The organism is Mucilaginibacter sp. A5337, assembly GCF_059690695.1.
In genome coordinates, this window is the sequence record NZ_JCAWEC010000002.1 from 758,619 (window position 1) to 774,773 (window position 16,155).

Sequence of the window (16,155 nt, forward strand, 5' to 3'; positions counted from 1 at the left end):
TTTGTTGCATGATTACGATTAAGGATGTTTTTGAAGATTACAGGCAGCAGATAAATGGCGTTTACGATACCAATGAAACAGAAGCTGTTACATTGCTTGTTGTTGCCGAAGTTACCGGCTTGTCGAGAGCTTCCATAAAAGCATTTCCCGAAAAGGAGTTAGTTGCAGAACAGGCTGCCCAGATCAAAAACATCCTCACAGAGCTAAAAACAGGTAAACCCATTCAATATATTTTCGGTGTTACTGAATTTTATGGCTTACCATTTAAGGTGAACCATTATGTGCTTATCCCGCGGCCGGAAACAGAGGAACTGGTTGAATGGATCATTGAAGGTGAAAGGTTAAAGGTGAAAGGCGAAAGGTTTTCTGTGTTGGATATAGGCACCGGGAGCGGTTGTATAGCTATCAGCCTGAAAAAGAATTTATCTAATGCTGACGTATCCGCAATAGATATATCTGAGGGAGCTTTGCAAACTGCTAAGGAAAATGCGCTACTAAATAAAGTTGAGGTTAATTTCATTCATGCCGATATTCTGAATATCGAACCAGGAAATGGAATTACGAAATATAACATCATTGTGAGCAACCCTCCTTATGTTACGCTTGAGGATAAAAAGCAAATGCATAGTAATGTTACGGATTTTGAGCCGCATACCGCATTGTTTGTCCCCGAGCATGACCCGCTGGTATTTTACCGGGCTATAGCCAATTTCGCGTTAAAGAGCCTAATGGATAATGGTCTGCTTTATTTTGAGATCAATGAAAACCTCGGCAACGAAACTGTTCAACTGTTGGCTGATAAAGGCTTTAAAAACATTGAGTTGAGAAAAGATATGAGCGGCAGGGATAGAATGATTAAAGCACAGCTATAAAACTAAAGCTTATCGCTTACTACGCCTTCAAACTTGTAATGGTTGCTGTAAAATAACCAGTAAGCTATACTTAAATTTAACGGGATAAGCATCCAAACCAACTTGAACATAATGATCCAGAATAGTATTATAAATAAACCCAGGATCCATTGCAGGTACTTATCCATATTAAGTCCGAACCAATAAAGCAGGCAATGAAACAACATTGCGATACTTATAGTTACAAGCAACAGCTCTGCAGCCATTAAAGGGTTAAACCTGCTGAAAAGCCAAACACCTTCGGGGAGGAGCAAAAAGAAATAGACAAGAACAAAGTTCAGGAAAAGCTGCGGCCTGCTGTATGGAAAATTGCGGGAGAAGCCAAGTTCATTCTCTTCAAATTTTCTTTCCTCAAATATCAAAACAATATGTGCTGTAACTACGGCGAGGATAGCAATGCCGGCTACGCGCAAATCTGTTTTAACATCTGCAAATACATAAAACACACCTGTAATAATAAGCCATGACAGCGCTTTTGTTATAAAATAAGGCACTTTCCGTTTATCAAACAGATGATATATGTAAAGGCTGAAATAAGGTTTTCGCCATTTGCTGCTTAGTTTTAATAGCAGCGATTGATCATTACCATTTATAAGCCGGGCAATTTGATTTGTGTAGATTACTGCGCTTAAATAAGCAAGCGCTATTAAATATAGCAGAATGCAAATTGGCAATACATAATAATGGTTGGCAAAACCTACAGCAATTGTAATTAAGGCGTATACCATTATTGGCGATAATATAGCAGCCTGCGCCCAAAACCAGCTTTTTAATTGTTGTTGTTTACTTAGGGCATTACTGCTGTAAAATAAAAAATGCTGACCCGAGGCGAAGATCTGCCCGGATATATAATGCCAGCTTTTAATGGCGTATATCAACCAAGTCGCAAACACAAGAATCATGACCGCCGAACTGCTATCCATAGCCAGCATTAAGGCTTTATGGTAGCTGATTAAATATTGAGGAGGCACAACGCCAACCATCGCTAAAAATACGAACAACAGGATTCCCGCATGCACTCGGAAAAAACCGCCCGCGAATATCTTTAACAATACATTGGTTAGCGGCTTCATTAGCTGATAAACTTTAGGGTTTGATCCTCAACGAGGAGTTCACCTGATACGGGCAGTGAGCCGTCTTCCAGTATTTGGTGCGATGATAATAAAAAACTGGTTCCCTCCTGCTCATATCTCTCCCTGATCCAGGTATTGAGTATTGCTAAGGATGCCGTGTCAATGGTGATTAATGGTTCATCTAACAGGATCAATTTGGGTTTACCTAAAAAGGCAAGTAATAAGGAAAGCTTTTTCATCATACCACTACTGTAAGTACCAACAGGGCGCTCGACAAAACTTTGCATCCCCATGCTTTTAATGTACTTATCTTCCTGCCCTACCGAGGCATCTTTGGCATCAGCAAACAGCCTGATCATTTCAGTCCCGGTTAAAAAGTCCGGAAAAACAGGCTCGGCTTCAGCAAAGTTCACCAGCTTGCGGTAAGCCACTGGCTGCTTTTTGATGCTGATGCCATCCCCAAGCAATATGTCACCATCAAAAGCCAATATGCCGGCAATGGATTTTAGCAAAGTACTTTTACCCGATCCGTTTACACCTTTTATCCAGTAGATTCCGGCCTGTAATTGCAGGTTTTCAATTTTTAAAGCCGGGTAAGTACCGTATGATTTTGTAAAGTTTTGAAATTGCAGCATCGTTGGTTTGATAACAAAATGAACCCGTTGTTACACAAAAAAAGACGCCTAATGCGTCTCTAAATTAATTATCCGAATAAATCCGAAATCGAAAACCTCAATTCCGAAATTATAGTGCAGCTCCTTCAATCAGTGCGCTGTAAAACTCGCCAACGTCCATACCTGCTGCCCTCACCTGTTGCGGAATCAAACTGGCAGCCGATTGCCCCGGTGTGGTATTGATCTCAATAAAATAAAAGTCATTACTGCCTTCTAATAAAATAAAGTCGATCCTGGCCATGCCGCGGCAATTAAGGCGGGTATATACTTCGGTAACTATACCGGCAATTTCCTGGACTTTTTCGGCAGACAGGTCCGCCGGCGTTATTTCCTGTGTTACCCCGGAGGTGTATTTAGCCTCATAATCAAAAAAGTCTTTTGAGGTAATGATCTCTGTAGCAGGCAGCACTTTTATTTTGCCGTGCAGGCGGGCTATGCCAATGCTAAACTCGCGGCCTTTAATAAATTCTTCAACGAGTACCTGTGCGTCTTCCTGAAAGGCCCTGTTCAATGCTTCGGGCAAACCAGCTATGTTTTGCACTTTGCTCATGCCAACACTGCTTCCGCCATTATTAGGCTTAACAAACAGCGGGAACTTCAAATTAGCGGCAATGGTAGCCACATCATGCACATCGCGCTCAAATAAACGCATAGAATGTGCAGTGTGCAAGCCGTGGATCCCATTTACAATGGCTTTGGTATAAGCCTTGTTCATGGTAATGGCCGAAGTTGTGGCGTCACATGTATTATAAGGGATACTCAACATATCAAAATAGCCCTGCAGCTTGCCATCCTCGCCAGGGGTACCGTGAATAGTGATGAAAGCAAAATCAAACTTTATTTTTTCCTGGTTTAAGATGATGGTAAAATCGTTTTTATCTACATCAACCGTGGTATCATCGGCTTCAAAAAACCACCTGTCGCGGGTGATCAGGATAGTATAAACTTTATAGTTGCTGTTTGATGCAAGGTTTGCAGCTATATTTTTTGCACTGTTCAGGGATACTTCATATTCGCCGGTAAAGCCTCCGGCCAAAAGGGCAATATTTTTAACACTCATTTTATTTCGGATTTCGGATGTTCGATTTCGAATTTATTTCCAGGAGCAATGAAAGCGACCTGATTTCGAAGTCGAAATTAGAATAAATATCATTGCAAGTAATACTAAAGTTTAAATTTTGAGTTTAAAACTCCCGAAATTCTGCAATAATTAATTCCGAAATCGAACATCCGAAATCCGACATCCTAACACCCATATCCAAAATAATTCCTATGTTTGATACTTAATTAAAAGGTTTATCCTTATATATACTGATGAGCAAATTTGGGGCTTACTTAAAATCAAAATCATTCCGGAATAACTTATTGATGGCTATTGTAACCGTAATAGCCGTTGTTTTAATAGCATTTTTCAGTCTTGGTTATTACACCCGCCATGGATCGGGCATACCGGTACCAAAGCTTAAAGGCCTCACTATTGATAAGGCTATGGATATTTTAAAAGAACAGGGCTTTGGCTATAAGATAGATTCCGTTTACGTGCAGGATGTGCCCCCCGGCACTATTGTTGAACAAGATCCAGATCCGGGAACCAACGTTAAAGAAAACCGGGTAATTTACCTCACCATGGTAACGCTTCAGGCACCGCCCGTGAGCCTGCCCGATCTTGAACAAAGTAATTACCGCGAAGCTATCGCTACCATATCAAATTACGGTTTAAAAGTGGGTGACACCACCTATCGTTCGGATATCGCCCGCGACAGGATCCTCGAAGTGCGTTTTGGCGGCCAGATCATAAAACCGGGAACCAAGCTCCCTAAGGGATCGAAAATAGATTTGGTTTTGGGCGATGGCGAGGGTGCGAGCGAAGTGGAAATCCCTGAACTGGTAAACCTTGATCTTGATGCCGCCCGTTTTGCAATAAAAGGTGCCGGTTTAACTGTAGGTATTATAACTTACCAGGGGACTATTACTGATTCGACCAACGTAGTTGTAGTTTCGCAATATCCAATGAAAACCGACTCGTTAAGCAAAACAAGTATTGGTACGCGTATTAACCTTACTGTTTCACAAGGTACCAAAACAGATGCAGTCCCACCGGCAAATTAAAGCTACTGAATTGCTTGAGCGTTTAGGGAAAGGCGAAAACCTGAACCTGGTAGACGTGCGCGAGGTTATTGAGTACCACACCTATAATATAGGAGGTGATAATATCCCGCTGTCGAATCTGGAGAGTGCACTTAACAGTTTACGCTACAACAAAACCGATGAGATAATCGTTATCTGCAAGGTTGGTTTAAGAAGCGAAACCGCACGAGCTATATTAGAAGAACACGGCTATACCAACGTGAGGAATTTAAGCGGCGGACTAATAGCTGTTCAAAAATTAAAATAAATACAACAAATATCATCTATTCAATATCATGACCGCGGGAAAACAAGGATCAGGCATATTCAAGAAATTTATCATAGCGCTTGTAGTCGTTATCGTAGTACTTTTGGGTTTTACAGGGTTTAATTATTATCTTAAATACTTTGGCCCTAACGTTACCGACAAGCAGGAGTATTTATACATCCACACAGGTGCTACTTTCAGCGATGTTTTTAAAACCATTCAGGATGAGGGCATTGTTAAGGATACTGCTTCGTTTGCGTGGGCAGCCCGTAACATGAATTATACCACCCGTGTTAAACCGGGTAAATATCGCCTTCACCAAGGATTAGGTAACCGTAAGCTTATCAATATGCTGGCCTCAGGAACACAGGAACCTGTTAAGGTTGAATTTCACGGCTTAAGGCTAAAAGAACAATTTGCAGGGTTTATCTCAAAAAAAATCGAACCTGATTCAATGGCCATCATCAGGCTGCTTGATTCGGCAAGCTTTGTAGGCAAGTACGGTTTTACTACTGATAATGTTTATACTGTGATCATGCCCGACTCGTACCAGATGTATTGGAATACGAGCCCGGAAAAGTTCTTTAAAAGGATGTATGATCATTATGAAGCCTTTTGGACACCAGAACGTAAACAACTGGCGGCTGCTATTAATCTGACTCCGCAGGAAGTATCCATCCTGGCATCCATAGTGGATGCAGAAGCGCTGCATGACGATGAAATGCCGGCAGTTGCAGGCTTATACCTGAATCGCCTTAAAAAAGGCATGAAACTGGAAGCTGACCCTACTGTGATCTTCGCGCTGAATGATTTCACCATTAAACGCGTGCTTACCCGTTACCTTTCATATAATTCACCATACAATACTTACCTGCATACTGGTTTGCCTCCGGGCCCTATCATGATGCCATCTGTTAACGCTGTAAAAGCAGTATTGAACTATCAAAAAAGCGATTACATATACATGTGTGCCAAAGCCGATTTTTCGGGCTATCATGCATTTGCAACCAATGTGGCCGACCATTTGGTGAATGCACATAAATTTCAGCAAGCCCTTAACGAGCGTAACATCCGCAGGTAATGTTTGAGCACACTACCAAAATAAGGGTGCGCTACGGCGAAACCGACCAAATGGGTTATATGTACTACGGCAACTATGCCGAGTTTTATGAAGTTGGCCGTGTTGAGATGCTCCGTAGTCTTGGCCTTACGTATAAAGGCATGGAAGAATCAGGTATTATGATGCCTGTTCTTGAACTTAAATGTAAGTACCTTAAACCGGCTTTGTATGACGAGGAGATCAGCATTAGGGTAATCATGGATAAACTGCCCGGTATCCGCATCCATTTCAAATATGAGCTTACAAACCCCAAAGGTGAACTTATTAATACCGGCGAAACACTATTGGTTTTTATCAACATGAAGGCCAACCGCCCATGCCTGCCACCACAGGATTTTACTGATAGATTAATGCCCTTTTTTAAGTAGATTTGGTGTAAATGAAATGGCTGCACCGCTTTTTATTACGGTTTACGTTTTACAGGTACATCATTGAGTGGACAAAGTCTGTTATCATTCCGGGTTTCAGGCCGTTGCCGCTATATACCGTTATTGATTTTTTTGTTAAGGAGATCACCAACAACTCCCTTATTAACCGTGCTTATGCTTTAGCCTACAGCTTTATGCTGGCCATTTTTCCGGCTACCATCTTCTTGTTTACGCTTATCCCTTACGTACCCATTAAACATTTCAGGGGTAACCTGATGATGGTGCTGGCCTCTGTAATGCCTACAAACGCCTATATGGCCTTCAGGGAAACTCTTTTTGATATCGTAAGCAACCAAAATGGCAAATTGCTTTCATTTGGTTTCCTGTCAACTTTATATTTTGCAACCAACGGGGTTATCAACCTGATGAAAGCTTTTAATAAATCTTCATTAATTGAAGATAAACGGAGCTGGCTTAAACGCCGCCTGGTGGCCACGGGGATTACAGTAGCCATAAGCTTTGCGTTACTGCTGGCAATTGCCATACTTATCCTGGGGCAATCTATCATCCATTTTATCCAATCGCATGTAGCATCCACAAATCACTTTTGGGTTTACCCCGTAATGTTGTTCAGATGGGTGATTATTGTCGTGATTATTTTTGTAACTATCGGTTGCCTTTACCGTTACGCCCCCGCGCATAAAAAGAAATGGAATTTTGTAAATCCCGGATCCATACTGGCTACAGCGCTGGCAGTTTTAACCTCGCTGGGGTTCTCTTACTACATCAACAATTTTTCATCGTATAACAAAGTTTACGGGTCTATCGGTACGCTCATTGTTGTGATGATCTGGATGTATATAAACTCATTAATTTTGATCATCGGGTTTGAATTAAATGCATCCGTAGAACTTTCCAAGCGCACAATCCGAATCGTAAAACCCAGATTCAATACTTTTCGGGCAAAAAAAACCGATCAATCTAAAAATTAACTTTTTGTTAATCAGTGATTTATATAGATTATTTAACTAAATTAAAAAAAGTACAATTCAAATTTGGCAATTCGGTTCAGATTTGTACTTTTGTCGCCGGAGAGTTGGCAGAGTGGTCGATTGCGGCAGTCTTGAAAACTGTTGAACTGTGAAAGGTTCCTGGGGTTCGAATCCCTAACTCTCCGCCAAGTATTATTCAATTAGGATCAAAAGCGCTGTAAATAAATCATTTACGGCGCTTTCTGTTTTTAGCCCACACCAAAATAAACCAATGAATCGCTTTGCTCCAGTGACCTGCCGGTGACCTTTTTCAAGGTACTTTTGCAGGTCACCGGAATGCTTATAAGTTACTGTTATTGAGCTGGTTTAGTATTTAAACATCTTGATTACAGAAGGATATGTAACTAATTTTATTCACTTAAAGCTTCAGCGATGAACAAATCTTTTAACCTCCTCTTTTACGTAAAGAGATCAAAAACAAATGCCGAAGGCCTCGCCCCTGTTTACCTGCGTATCACTATTGATGGTGTGCGTATCGAAATCTCCTCTAAACGCTATGTCAATCCCGACAAATGGAGTACAAACGGCCAAAAGTTAACCGGGAACAATGAGGATACAAAAAGCGTCAATGCCTACCTGAAAACATTAGAACACCAGGTGTATGATGTTCACCGGGATATGATAGAACGTAAGTTACAGATCACTTCTCCAAACTTAAAAGACAGACTTCTCGGCGGAAAACCCTCGCCCGGAAAAATGCTGGTGCCGATATTCCAGGAACATAACCGTCAGGTTGCTGTGCTTATTGGCAAAGAATATGCAAAGGGGACGCTTGATCGGTACGAAACAAGCCTCAAACATACACAGGCGTTTCTGCAATGGAAATTTAATTCATCTGATATTGATATCCGGGCAATTGATCACGAGTTTATCATGGCCTATGATTTTTACCTGCGTTCAGAAAGAAGCTGTAACAATAATTCAACGGTCAAATATTTGAAGAACTTTAAAAAGATAATACTCATTTGTATAGCAAACGGGTGGCTTGATAAAGATCCTTTTGTCAAATATAAACCCAAAGTTAAAGAGGTTAAACGAGACTTCTTAAACGCGGAAGAACTGGAGGTGATAGCAAATAAAAAACTTGTCAGCGACCGGGTATCACAGGTGAGGGATATTTTTCTTTTCAGCTGCTACACAGGTTTGGCTTATGCAGATGTAAAGAAGTTAAAACGTACGGAGATCGTAACCGGAATCGACGGGCAAAAATGGGTTTACACAAGTCGTCAGAAAACAGATACTTCTTCCCGAATTCCTTTACTTCCACAGGCGATGGAGCTAATGGCAAAATACAAAGAGCATCCACAATGCGTAAATGATGGTTTATTGCTTCCTGTATTGAGCAATCAAAAGATGAATAGCTATTTGAAGGAAATAGCTGATGCCTGTAGCATCAATAAAGAACTGACTTACCACATAGCCCGCCATACTTTTGCAACGACCGTAACACTTGCAAATGGCGTTTCTATCGAAAGTGTATCTAAGATGCTCGGTCATACGAACATCAAAACAACCCAACATTACGCGAAAATCCTTGATATGAAAGTAGCGCAAGACATGTCTAAGCTGAGACAGCTTTATTAATAGGTTATCTATTTGATCAACATAGAGCTATATATGGCTCTATGTTGACAATCTATTATAGTTTTCAGGAATGCATTGTGACCAACTTTCTTATACCGCCCAAGGCAGAATGCAGTAATGTCTGGCATCAACTGAAGCTGTGAAACAGGCAAACTAACGGCTTTAAAGCATCAAACTGCGGCATCTAAGAAAGCGGTAAGTGTCATAATAAAGCTTTTATCTAATTGTTGAATTATAATCAATTACTGTCAGTTGTGTGCCTCCGGTTATTAGAATATTACTATTTACAATGGCTTGTTGATAGGTTTAGTTTTGTCTAAGATTTGAATTGGATGTCACGTAGTGTTCTCAATCAACGTTCGGGATTAGCCACCTTCCTGATCAACCCACAGTAATGCTTAATCAAATATTCACCATTTAAGATGACTCCATATGATATCGTGAACATCGGTAGCGATGATCTCCCGTTTATCTAAAGTTTTTTCGGTGATGATAACCGGCTGGTAACACCGCGCCACATCCACACGGCCATGTGAACCCTTGATCAAGTTGGCGTCGAGCGGAATCACATCCATTACATACCTGAATCCGGCTTTTTTGCGCAGCAATTTATAGCCGGCACGCAGTTTCGAGCTCATAAACATCTCAACAGGGTCATAACCAGGCTTTTTATGAATATCAACTACACGTGCATAATCAGGAGCAAGCGCGTCATCCAGCCAAAAATAATAAGTGAACCAGCTTTTTTCATCAGCGATCAGGACGAGGTCGCCAGCCCTTGGATGGTTGATGTGATATTCCGCCTGCTCTTCACGGTTAAGGACCCGTTCAACACCCGGAACAGCTTCAAGCAGCGCTTTGACTTTTTCCTTTATACTTTCATCGTTGATGTACACGTGTGCCAGTTGGTGGTCGGCTACCGCGAAAGCTTTTGAAGCTCCCGGGTCCAGCAATTCGAGCCCCCGCTCGATCCTGATGCCTAACAGGTCGTTTTGCCTCAATACCCGGTTCAAATGTACCGGGCGATCCACCGGAGATATACCATATTCAGAAAGAATGATCACCTTCGCACCTTTTTGCTGGTAAAAACGCACCAGATCCTCGATCACTTTGTCAATTTCCCTGAGATCATTGGCAATAAGCTCCAAATCCGGACCGGATTTTTGCAGGCAATAATCCAGATGCGGCAGATATATCAGTGTAAGTGTCGGGTTATGCAATCTATCAGTTTCCATGGCCGCGTCCGCTATCCAACGGGTTGACTTGATATTTGCACCAGGCCCCCAAAATTGAAAAAGTGGAAACTGGCCGAGCTTGGCCTGAAGATGGTCGCGCAGGTCGGCCGGCTCCGAATAACAATCCGGCATTTTTCGCCCATCTGCAAGGTAATTAGGCCTTGGGGTCACAGAGTAATCCGCGGAGGAATACATATTATACCACCAAAACATTACCGAACTGGTAAACGATGGATCTTCACTTTTGGCTTTTTCCCATATTTTCTGCCCATCCACAAGTTTGTTTGATTGCTTCCAGAATTTCACTTCACAATCAATACGGTCGTACCAACCGTTACCAACAATACCGTTCCCGGCCGGAAATTTACCGGTGAGATAGGCCGACTGCATGGATGTTGTGACAGCAGGCAACACCGGTTTAATATGCGCCAGATGCCTTTCGTTAATATACGTTTCAAGGAATGGCGTATGCTTGCCGATCAGAGAGGAAGATAACCCCACCACGTCGATGACTACCGTTTTATTCATATTTTCTCTCCTTTACAAAGTTGTTCCTTGACCCAATTCAACTCCCGGATGATCGATTGTGATAATGGGGCTTTCAGTTCTTCAGGTAACACGGTCCAGGTATACGTTTCCACCTCCAGGTGTTGGGTGAAAGGCATATTCTTGAATTTATTGAGCACCCTGACAATATCGGCTTGCGTGGATTGCACGGGTCCCATATCTTCCACAAAAATAGGTACATGGAAATGTGACCGCCATTCCCTCACCGCATTGTTCCGGCTATCTGCCAGAGCTTCCGGCAAATCAGGATAGCGGATCAAATTACCATTTCCTGTTTTGGCGATCACCTGGTGCAGGTAGGTAGGCTCATTAAACCTGGCAAGCGCGTTGGTCACTTCCTCCATCAATGTCATTTTCTCGGGAAGGAATGCCTTTAAGGCAGCACTGATCTGTATCTTGCCAACCCGGATTTCCTTAGCCAGTAACTCGTCGATAACGCGCTCATGCTCTTCATAACCTATTGCAAAATGGCAAACATCATAACACAGGTTAATATGACGTTTGATAGCTGCTTCGGCATCGGCTGGGGATAGGTTAAACTTTTCCCTCAGCGATAAAATACCTTGCGGCAGAAGATCTTTCTCAAACCAATCGATAAATTCCGGGCCCGATTCCAGGAACCCGTCTGGCTCGGGTTCAATATCCAGGTGCATGAGTATTCCGGTCGAGCGGTGTTTTTTGAAAAGGGCTTCAGCAACCGCTAAAATATTTTTTGTGGCGATAGCCTTCGCTGTATTCCTGGCTTCGCCGGCGGTATGCCATGGCTTATAGCTTAAAGGTGATGTTGATATGCCCCCCTGCAAGCCATCCGGCAGTAATTTGGACAATATATCAAACAACCTTAAGGTGTATTCCAAGCGGTCGGGACTTGTCCAGTCCGGCGCATGTACCTGGTCCTTCACAATGGTATCGTGGAATCCGCCGTAGGGGAAGCCATTCATTGTAAAAACATATGCATGATTATCAGAAAGCCATCGGCCGAATTCTGTTAATTTATATTCGTTGGCCAGCAGCCCTAAGCTTGCTAAATTCGAAAGGCGCAGGCCAATACCCATTGGCTCGTCTCCGGCTACGGAGGCCCTGATTTCCGGGAAATGTTTTTTTAACGCCTGAAATGTTTCCGGCCAGGTTTCCCCGGGATGGATATTCGTACAATAGGTAAGGTACGCGGTATTAATTTTCATGACAGCAGTTGTTTTGATTAAAATTTTGATTGCTGAAGTTCGCGTTGCCTGTTGTACAGCGCGAGGCTTGCCTGTTTCAGTAGCCGCGTATCAATTTCATGAACCTCTGTACCTTTGCCGACCCCGTCCAGCAGCGTGATCGTGAGCTCTCCGCCCAGATGCTCGCGAAACTCTTCCAGTCCCATTAGTAAAGGATCGTTCTCTCCGCTGAACCTTAAAAGTTCATGGCTGATATCAAAACCCAGGTTTTGGATCAGGTTTACTACACGTTCACTTTCCAAAGCTGTTAAACGGCCTGCAAGGAAGGAATAGACTGTGTCAAGGGCAATGCCCATGGCGACTGCCTCACCATGCCGGATGTCAAAATTGCTGAGGTACTCCAGTTTGTGTGCGCTCCAATGCCCAAAGTCTAAAGGGCGTGAAGAACCGCTTTCAAAGGGATCGGCACCGGCAATATGTTCCATGTGCAGCTGTGCACAACGCCAAATGAGGTAGTTCATAGCTGCCGCATCCCGGCTTACAAGGGCAGGAGCATTCTCCTCTATCCAGTCAAAAAACATTTGATCTTTGATCAGCGCGACTTTAATCGCCTCGGATATGCCGGAGCGCCAGTCACGTTCGGAAAGCGTGGTCAAAAAACGATCATCGTTAAATACAGCTGCAGGCGGCGCGAAAGTGCCCAGGAAATTCTTCTTTCCAAAATAATTGATACTATTTTTAACGCCGATACCTGAGTCGTTCTGTGAAAGTACGGTTGTTGGTATCCGGATAAGTTTCACACCGCGGTGCGCTACAGCTGCTGCGTACCCTGCCATATCTAAAAGGGCACCTCCGCCCAAAGCGGCTATGTAGGAGTGTCTGTCAATACTGTAATTATTGACCGCTTCAAGGATCAGCTCAAAATAGCGCTCATCATTCTTCACCTGTTCGCCGCCGGGGATGATCAATATCTCAGGTACCAGCTCAACGGCGGTATGAACCCGAAAATAGGCATTGATCTCCGAGCATAAATGCTCATGGGCGTCCGCAACTCCCTGGTCAACCACGAAAAGAATCTTCTTTAACGCTCCTGAGGTGGCAGCGTTTGTTAAAAACCGGTTCAATAGCGGGTTGTTGGCTTTGAATAAGCTTGAAGTAAAAAAAACGTTGTAACTATATTTGACGCTGAAGTTTTGTTGTAAATGTTCCATGCGGGGGAAGGTCTGTTTTAATTAAAATTATTAAGTAACCGCGAAGGTTTTTGAAAACCAGATTGAGAGCGGTAACAGGCAAGCGATCAGCACGGCGAAGGTAAGCGAGCCGAATGTGGCAGACCAGGAGGCGTCCATCAATATTAAGGAGATTACCCCGGCCTTGACGGCTTTACCAATATTTTTACCGATAGGCTCCCTGATCGCTTTAAGCAACGGGCGGAATATCATCCAGGTGAAGGGAATGAGGAACAAAAGCGACCATAGCAAACGGTTATTTGCATAGGAAAAATAACTGATGAAGCCAATGACCCCTGCATACAAAGTTGCCGCTGTATATAGGCTGATTTTACTGCCGCCATGTACTTCACCGCGGCTGGTGAGTGTGATGGAAAATATATAGGCCACCGGCACCAAGGCCAGCAAAAACCAGTTAATGAGCGCTATCGGAATTATACTGATACCCAGCAACAGGTTCAATCCCCTGCACATACCCATATTAAGCGGTCCGAAAAATGGGTGGTGTTTACCAAACTTATCGTAAAGTAAAGCACAAAGTGCGATAGCTGCTGCGATCATACCTGATACAACCGAAACGAAAAGGGCTGATAAGACGCCTGCGCATAGCAGTATCGTGCCAAGTATGAAGGCTTCCTTTAAGCTTACCTTGCCCGATGGGATCGCACGCTCTGGCCGTTCGATCTTATCCAGCTCCACATCGAAAACGTCATTGAAGACAATACCTCCCCCGTAAAGACAGGCTGTTGACAGGCAAAGTAACAGTATTACCGGCGAGAATGCTCTTATTGAGCTGACCGGAACGCTTACAATGGCGATACCTGCCAGAATATCAGCTACAGAGGTAACAATATTGGCCGGCCTCATAAGCTGCAGATAAAGATATGGTTTACTGTAGCCCAATGTTAGCTGATAATAATAGATGATTTATCGATCCTGGGCTGCTGGCCACCACGCAATATACTGTTGCCTTCAAATTTCGCGCTCTGATCTACACTGAGGACCGATGTGAAATCCGCCTCATCGATCTGGTCGCTTTGTGCAAAGGCGGCAATAGCGTTGCCGTAGGTGATCAGTTGGATAGCTTCTTCGCTGATGCCGCGCAATTTCATCAGCGCGGCAGTTTTGGGTACCGCCAAAGGGTCGCTGATTCCCCAATCGGCAGCCGAGTTGACCATAATGCGGTCAGCGCCGTATTCCCGGGCTATCTCAACCATACGCTCATTCCCCATTTTGGTAAAGGGATAAATGGTAAACGCGGCCCAGAATCCCCGATCAAGAACCTCTTTAACGGTTTCTTCGTTGTTATGATCTATAATAACTTTTGACGGATCAATGCCATGTTCTATCGCGATATCCATGCTGCGGCGCGTGCCATTTTTTTTGTCGCGGTGCGGCGTATGAACCTGTACCGGGAGGCCGGCTTCTTTGGCCAATTCCAGTTGCAGGCGATAGTATTTTTCCTCAGCGGCTGTCTGATCATCAAAACCTATTTCGCCGATCCCGACCACACCTTCTTTATAAACAAACAGCGGAAGAATCTCCATTACCTGTTCGGCAAGGCTTTCATTATTCGCCTCTCTTGAATTAAGCCCTATAGTACAGTAATGCTTGATCCCAAATTGTGATGAGCGAAACCTTTCCCAGCCGATCAGGCTGCTGTAGTAATCCCGGAAGCTGTCGATACCAGTTCGGGGCTGTCCAAGCCAAAAGGCTGGTTCGATCAATCCCACCACACCAGCGTCTGCCATAGCCTGATAATCATCAGTAGTACGCGAGGTCATATGCACATGCGGGTCAAAGAAACGCATGCCTTTTACCGACGCCAAATCAAAAGATGCGGCCTTTTCGCCGCTTACTTGCTCTCTGTTCTCAAAATGACTGCAACACATATCCTAAATTTATTTTTTTGTATCGTTGATAAATTTGTTCCAACTCGTTTTCTTTCCGGCTATTGCTTGTAATGGAGCGGTTTCCAGCAATTCCTTGGCAGGCAGGAACCCGCTTTCGCGGATCGCCAGTGCCACAGCCCCTTTTTCAGGTAAACCTAAACGGGGTAACATGCCCCTGATATCGTGCAGGATACCATCATCAATAAAACGGCCAATCAAGCGCCACAACATTGGATCGGTATTGCGGCCTGCGGCCAGGCGCTCAAGGGTGTAATCGATCAGTGCATGGGCAAGCGCGGCATTGGCACGTTCGTCTATCCCTGTGATCAACTCCAGCCGTTTTTCAGTAAATAAAGCCTTCAGTACCAATTGATTCCACGCGGACTCGGGCAAATTTTCCGAAGGATAAGGGTTATTATACATGATCGCTTCGAGAACCACGCCTAAATTACTACGGTTACCTTCCGTACATCTGTTTACCCATGCCTCCGGGTAGGCAAGCAAGGGTAAGGCCGAATATAAGGCGACCAACTCGTTCATTTCAGCAGCCAAATACAGGTTCTCAATTGTTCGTAAATAACGCCCCTGTTCTGAAGGGTCAATTGTTAATAACAACCAAACACGTGATAGCCGATCAACGGACCATCCTATGGTAGAGAAACCTTTACGTATAGCCGATAAACCAATTTCAATTTCAGTACTGGCATTAACCGGCTTCTTTCCGGTCCTGCGTGGTAAAGCAGCAAAGGCGCTGTTAAATGCTGTTGCCGATACACTATTGACACCTTGTGCCAACAGCCAGTTTGCATCCTCCGCGTTTATGTTCCTTACTATGAGTTCAGTAAGCAAGGGTTTGAATTTTTCAATTTCATAAGTGAACATATATTCAATT

At 43.6% G+C, this 16,155-nt stretch carries 16 protein-coding genes and 1 tRNA gene; 8 read left to right on the forward strand and 9 right to left on the reverse strand.

Annotation, left to right across the window (positions count from 1 at the left end; genetic code table 11):
* Positions 1 to 8: 8 nt before the first annotated feature.
* The gene (prmC, locus tag AC59JO_RS08025; protein WP_497304568.1) at positions 9 to 872 is read left to right on the forward strand and encodes a peptide chain release factor N(5)-glutamine methyltransferase; all 864 of its coding nucleotides are present in this window, start codon (positions 9 to 11) and stop codon (positions 870 to 872) included.
* A gap of 2 nt (positions 873 to 874) precedes the next feature.
* Here the strand turns inward: prmC and AC59JO_RS08030 are convergent, their stop codons facing one another.
* From AC59JO_RS08030 to AC59JO_RS08040, 3 genes are all read right to left on the reverse strand, one after another.
* Positions 875 to 1,984, reverse strand: a complete 1,110-nt coding sequence (locus tag AC59JO_RS08030; RefSeq protein WP_497304570.1) for a hypothetical protein — start codon at positions 1,982 to 1,984, stop codon at positions 875 to 877.
* A complete protein-coding gene (locus AC59JO_RS08035; RefSeq protein ID WP_497304572.1) occupies positions 1,984 to 2,619 on the reverse strand; it encodes an ABC transporter ATP-binding protein in 636 nt (211 codons plus the stop codon). The genes AC59JO_RS08030 and AC59JO_RS08035 overlap by 1 nt, the downstream gene beginning before the upstream one ends.
* A 109-nt stretch (positions 2,620 to 2,728) precedes the next feature.
* On the reverse strand, positions 2,729 to 3,718 hold the full coding sequence (locus AC59JO_RS08040) for a D-alanine--D-alanine ligase (RefSeq protein ID WP_413668175.1): 990 nt from the start codon (positions 3,716 to 3,718) through the stop codon (positions 2,729 to 2,731).
* 254 nt (positions 3,719 to 3,972) lie between these two features.
* Between AC59JO_RS08040 and AC59JO_RS08045 the strand changes: the two genes are divergently transcribed.
* The 7 genes from AC59JO_RS08045 to AC59JO_RS08075 all read left to right on the forward strand — a co-directional run bounded on the left by AC59JO_RS08045 (position 3,973) and on the right by AC59JO_RS08075 (position 9,177).
* A complete protein-coding gene (locus AC59JO_RS08045; RefSeq protein WP_413668176.1) occupies positions 3,973 to 4,767 on the forward strand; it encodes a PASTA domain-containing protein in 795 nt (264 codons plus the stop codon).
* Positions 4,745 to 5,053, forward strand: a complete 309-nt coding sequence (locus AC59JO_RS08050; RefSeq protein ID WP_413668177.1) for a rhodanese-like domain-containing protein — start codon at positions 4,745 to 4,747, stop codon at positions 5,051 to 5,053. The genes AC59JO_RS08045 and AC59JO_RS08050 overlap by 23 nt, the downstream gene beginning before the upstream one ends.
* 28 nt (positions 5,054 to 5,081) lie before the next feature.
* Entirely contained in the window at positions 5,082 to 6,134 is a 1,053-nt protein-coding gene (mltG, locus tag AC59JO_RS08055) for an endolytic transglycosylase MltG (protein ID WP_497304575.1), read from the forward strand.
* Entirely contained in the window at positions 6,134 to 6,541 is a 408-nt protein-coding gene (locus AC59JO_RS08060) for an acyl-CoA thioesterase (RefSeq protein ID WP_413668179.1), read from the forward strand. The genes mltG and AC59JO_RS08060 overlap by 1 nt, the downstream gene beginning before the upstream one ends.
* A gap of 11 nt (positions 6,542 to 6,552) precedes the next feature.
* Positions 6,553 to 7,533 (forward strand): YihY/virulence factor BrkB family protein, encoded by a 981-nt coding sequence (locus tag AC59JO_RS08065; RefSeq protein WP_413668180.1) that lies wholly within the window; start codon positions 6,553 to 6,555, stop codon positions 7,531 to 7,533.
* 98 nt (positions 7,534 to 7,631) lie between these two features.
* Positions 7,632 to 7,721, forward strand: a tRNA-Ser gene (locus tag AC59JO_RS08070).
* A 244-nt stretch (positions 7,722 to 7,965) separates the two neighbouring features.
* The gene (locus AC59JO_RS08075; protein WP_497304577.1) at positions 7,966 to 9,177 is read left to right on the forward strand and encodes a site-specific integrase; all 1,212 of its coding nucleotides are present in this window, start codon (positions 7,966 to 7,968) and stop codon (positions 9,175 to 9,177) included.
* Between the two features lie 410 nt (positions 9,178 to 9,587).
* Here the strand turns inward: AC59JO_RS08075 and AC59JO_RS08080 are convergent, their stop codons facing one another.
* The 6 genes from AC59JO_RS08080 to AC59JO_RS08105 are packed head-to-tail and all read right to left on the reverse strand — an operon-like array spanning position 9,588 to position 16,145.
* Complete coding sequence (locus AC59JO_RS08080; protein WP_413667975.1) at positions 9,588 to 10,940, reverse strand: alkaline phosphatase family protein; 1,353 nt, start codon at positions 10,938 to 10,940, stop codon at positions 9,588 to 9,590.
* A complete protein-coding gene (gene eboE / locus AC59JO_RS08085) occupies positions 10,937 to 12,163 on the reverse strand; it encodes a metabolite traffic protein EboE (RefSeq protein WP_497304579.1) in 1,227 nt (408 codons plus the stop codon). The genes AC59JO_RS08080 and eboE overlap by 4 nt, the downstream gene beginning before the upstream one ends.
* A 17-nt stretch (positions 12,164 to 12,180) precedes the next feature.
* Entirely contained in the window at positions 12,181 to 13,353 is a 1,173-nt protein-coding gene (locus tag AC59JO_RS08090; RefSeq protein ID WP_413667973.1) for a 3-dehydroquinate synthase, read from the reverse strand.
* A gap of 30 nt (positions 13,354 to 13,383) precedes the next feature.
* Positions 13,384 to 14,238, reverse strand: a complete 855-nt coding sequence (gene eboC / locus AC59JO_RS08095; protein WP_413667972.1) for a UbiA-like protein EboC — start codon at positions 14,236 to 14,238, stop codon at positions 13,384 to 13,386.
* A 38-nt stretch (positions 14,239 to 14,276) separates the two neighbouring features.
* Positions 14,277 to 15,263, reverse strand: coding sequence for a TatD family hydrolase (locus AC59JO_RS08100; RefSeq protein WP_497304582.1), 987 nt, complete (start codon positions 15,261 to 15,263; stop codon positions 14,277 to 14,279).
* A gap of 9 nt (positions 15,264 to 15,272) precedes the next feature.
* Entirely contained in the window at positions 15,273 to 16,145 is an 873-nt protein-coding gene (locus tag AC59JO_RS08105) for an EboA domain-containing protein (protein ID WP_497304584.1), read from the reverse strand.
* Positions 16,146 to 16,155 lie beyond the last annotated feature (10 nt).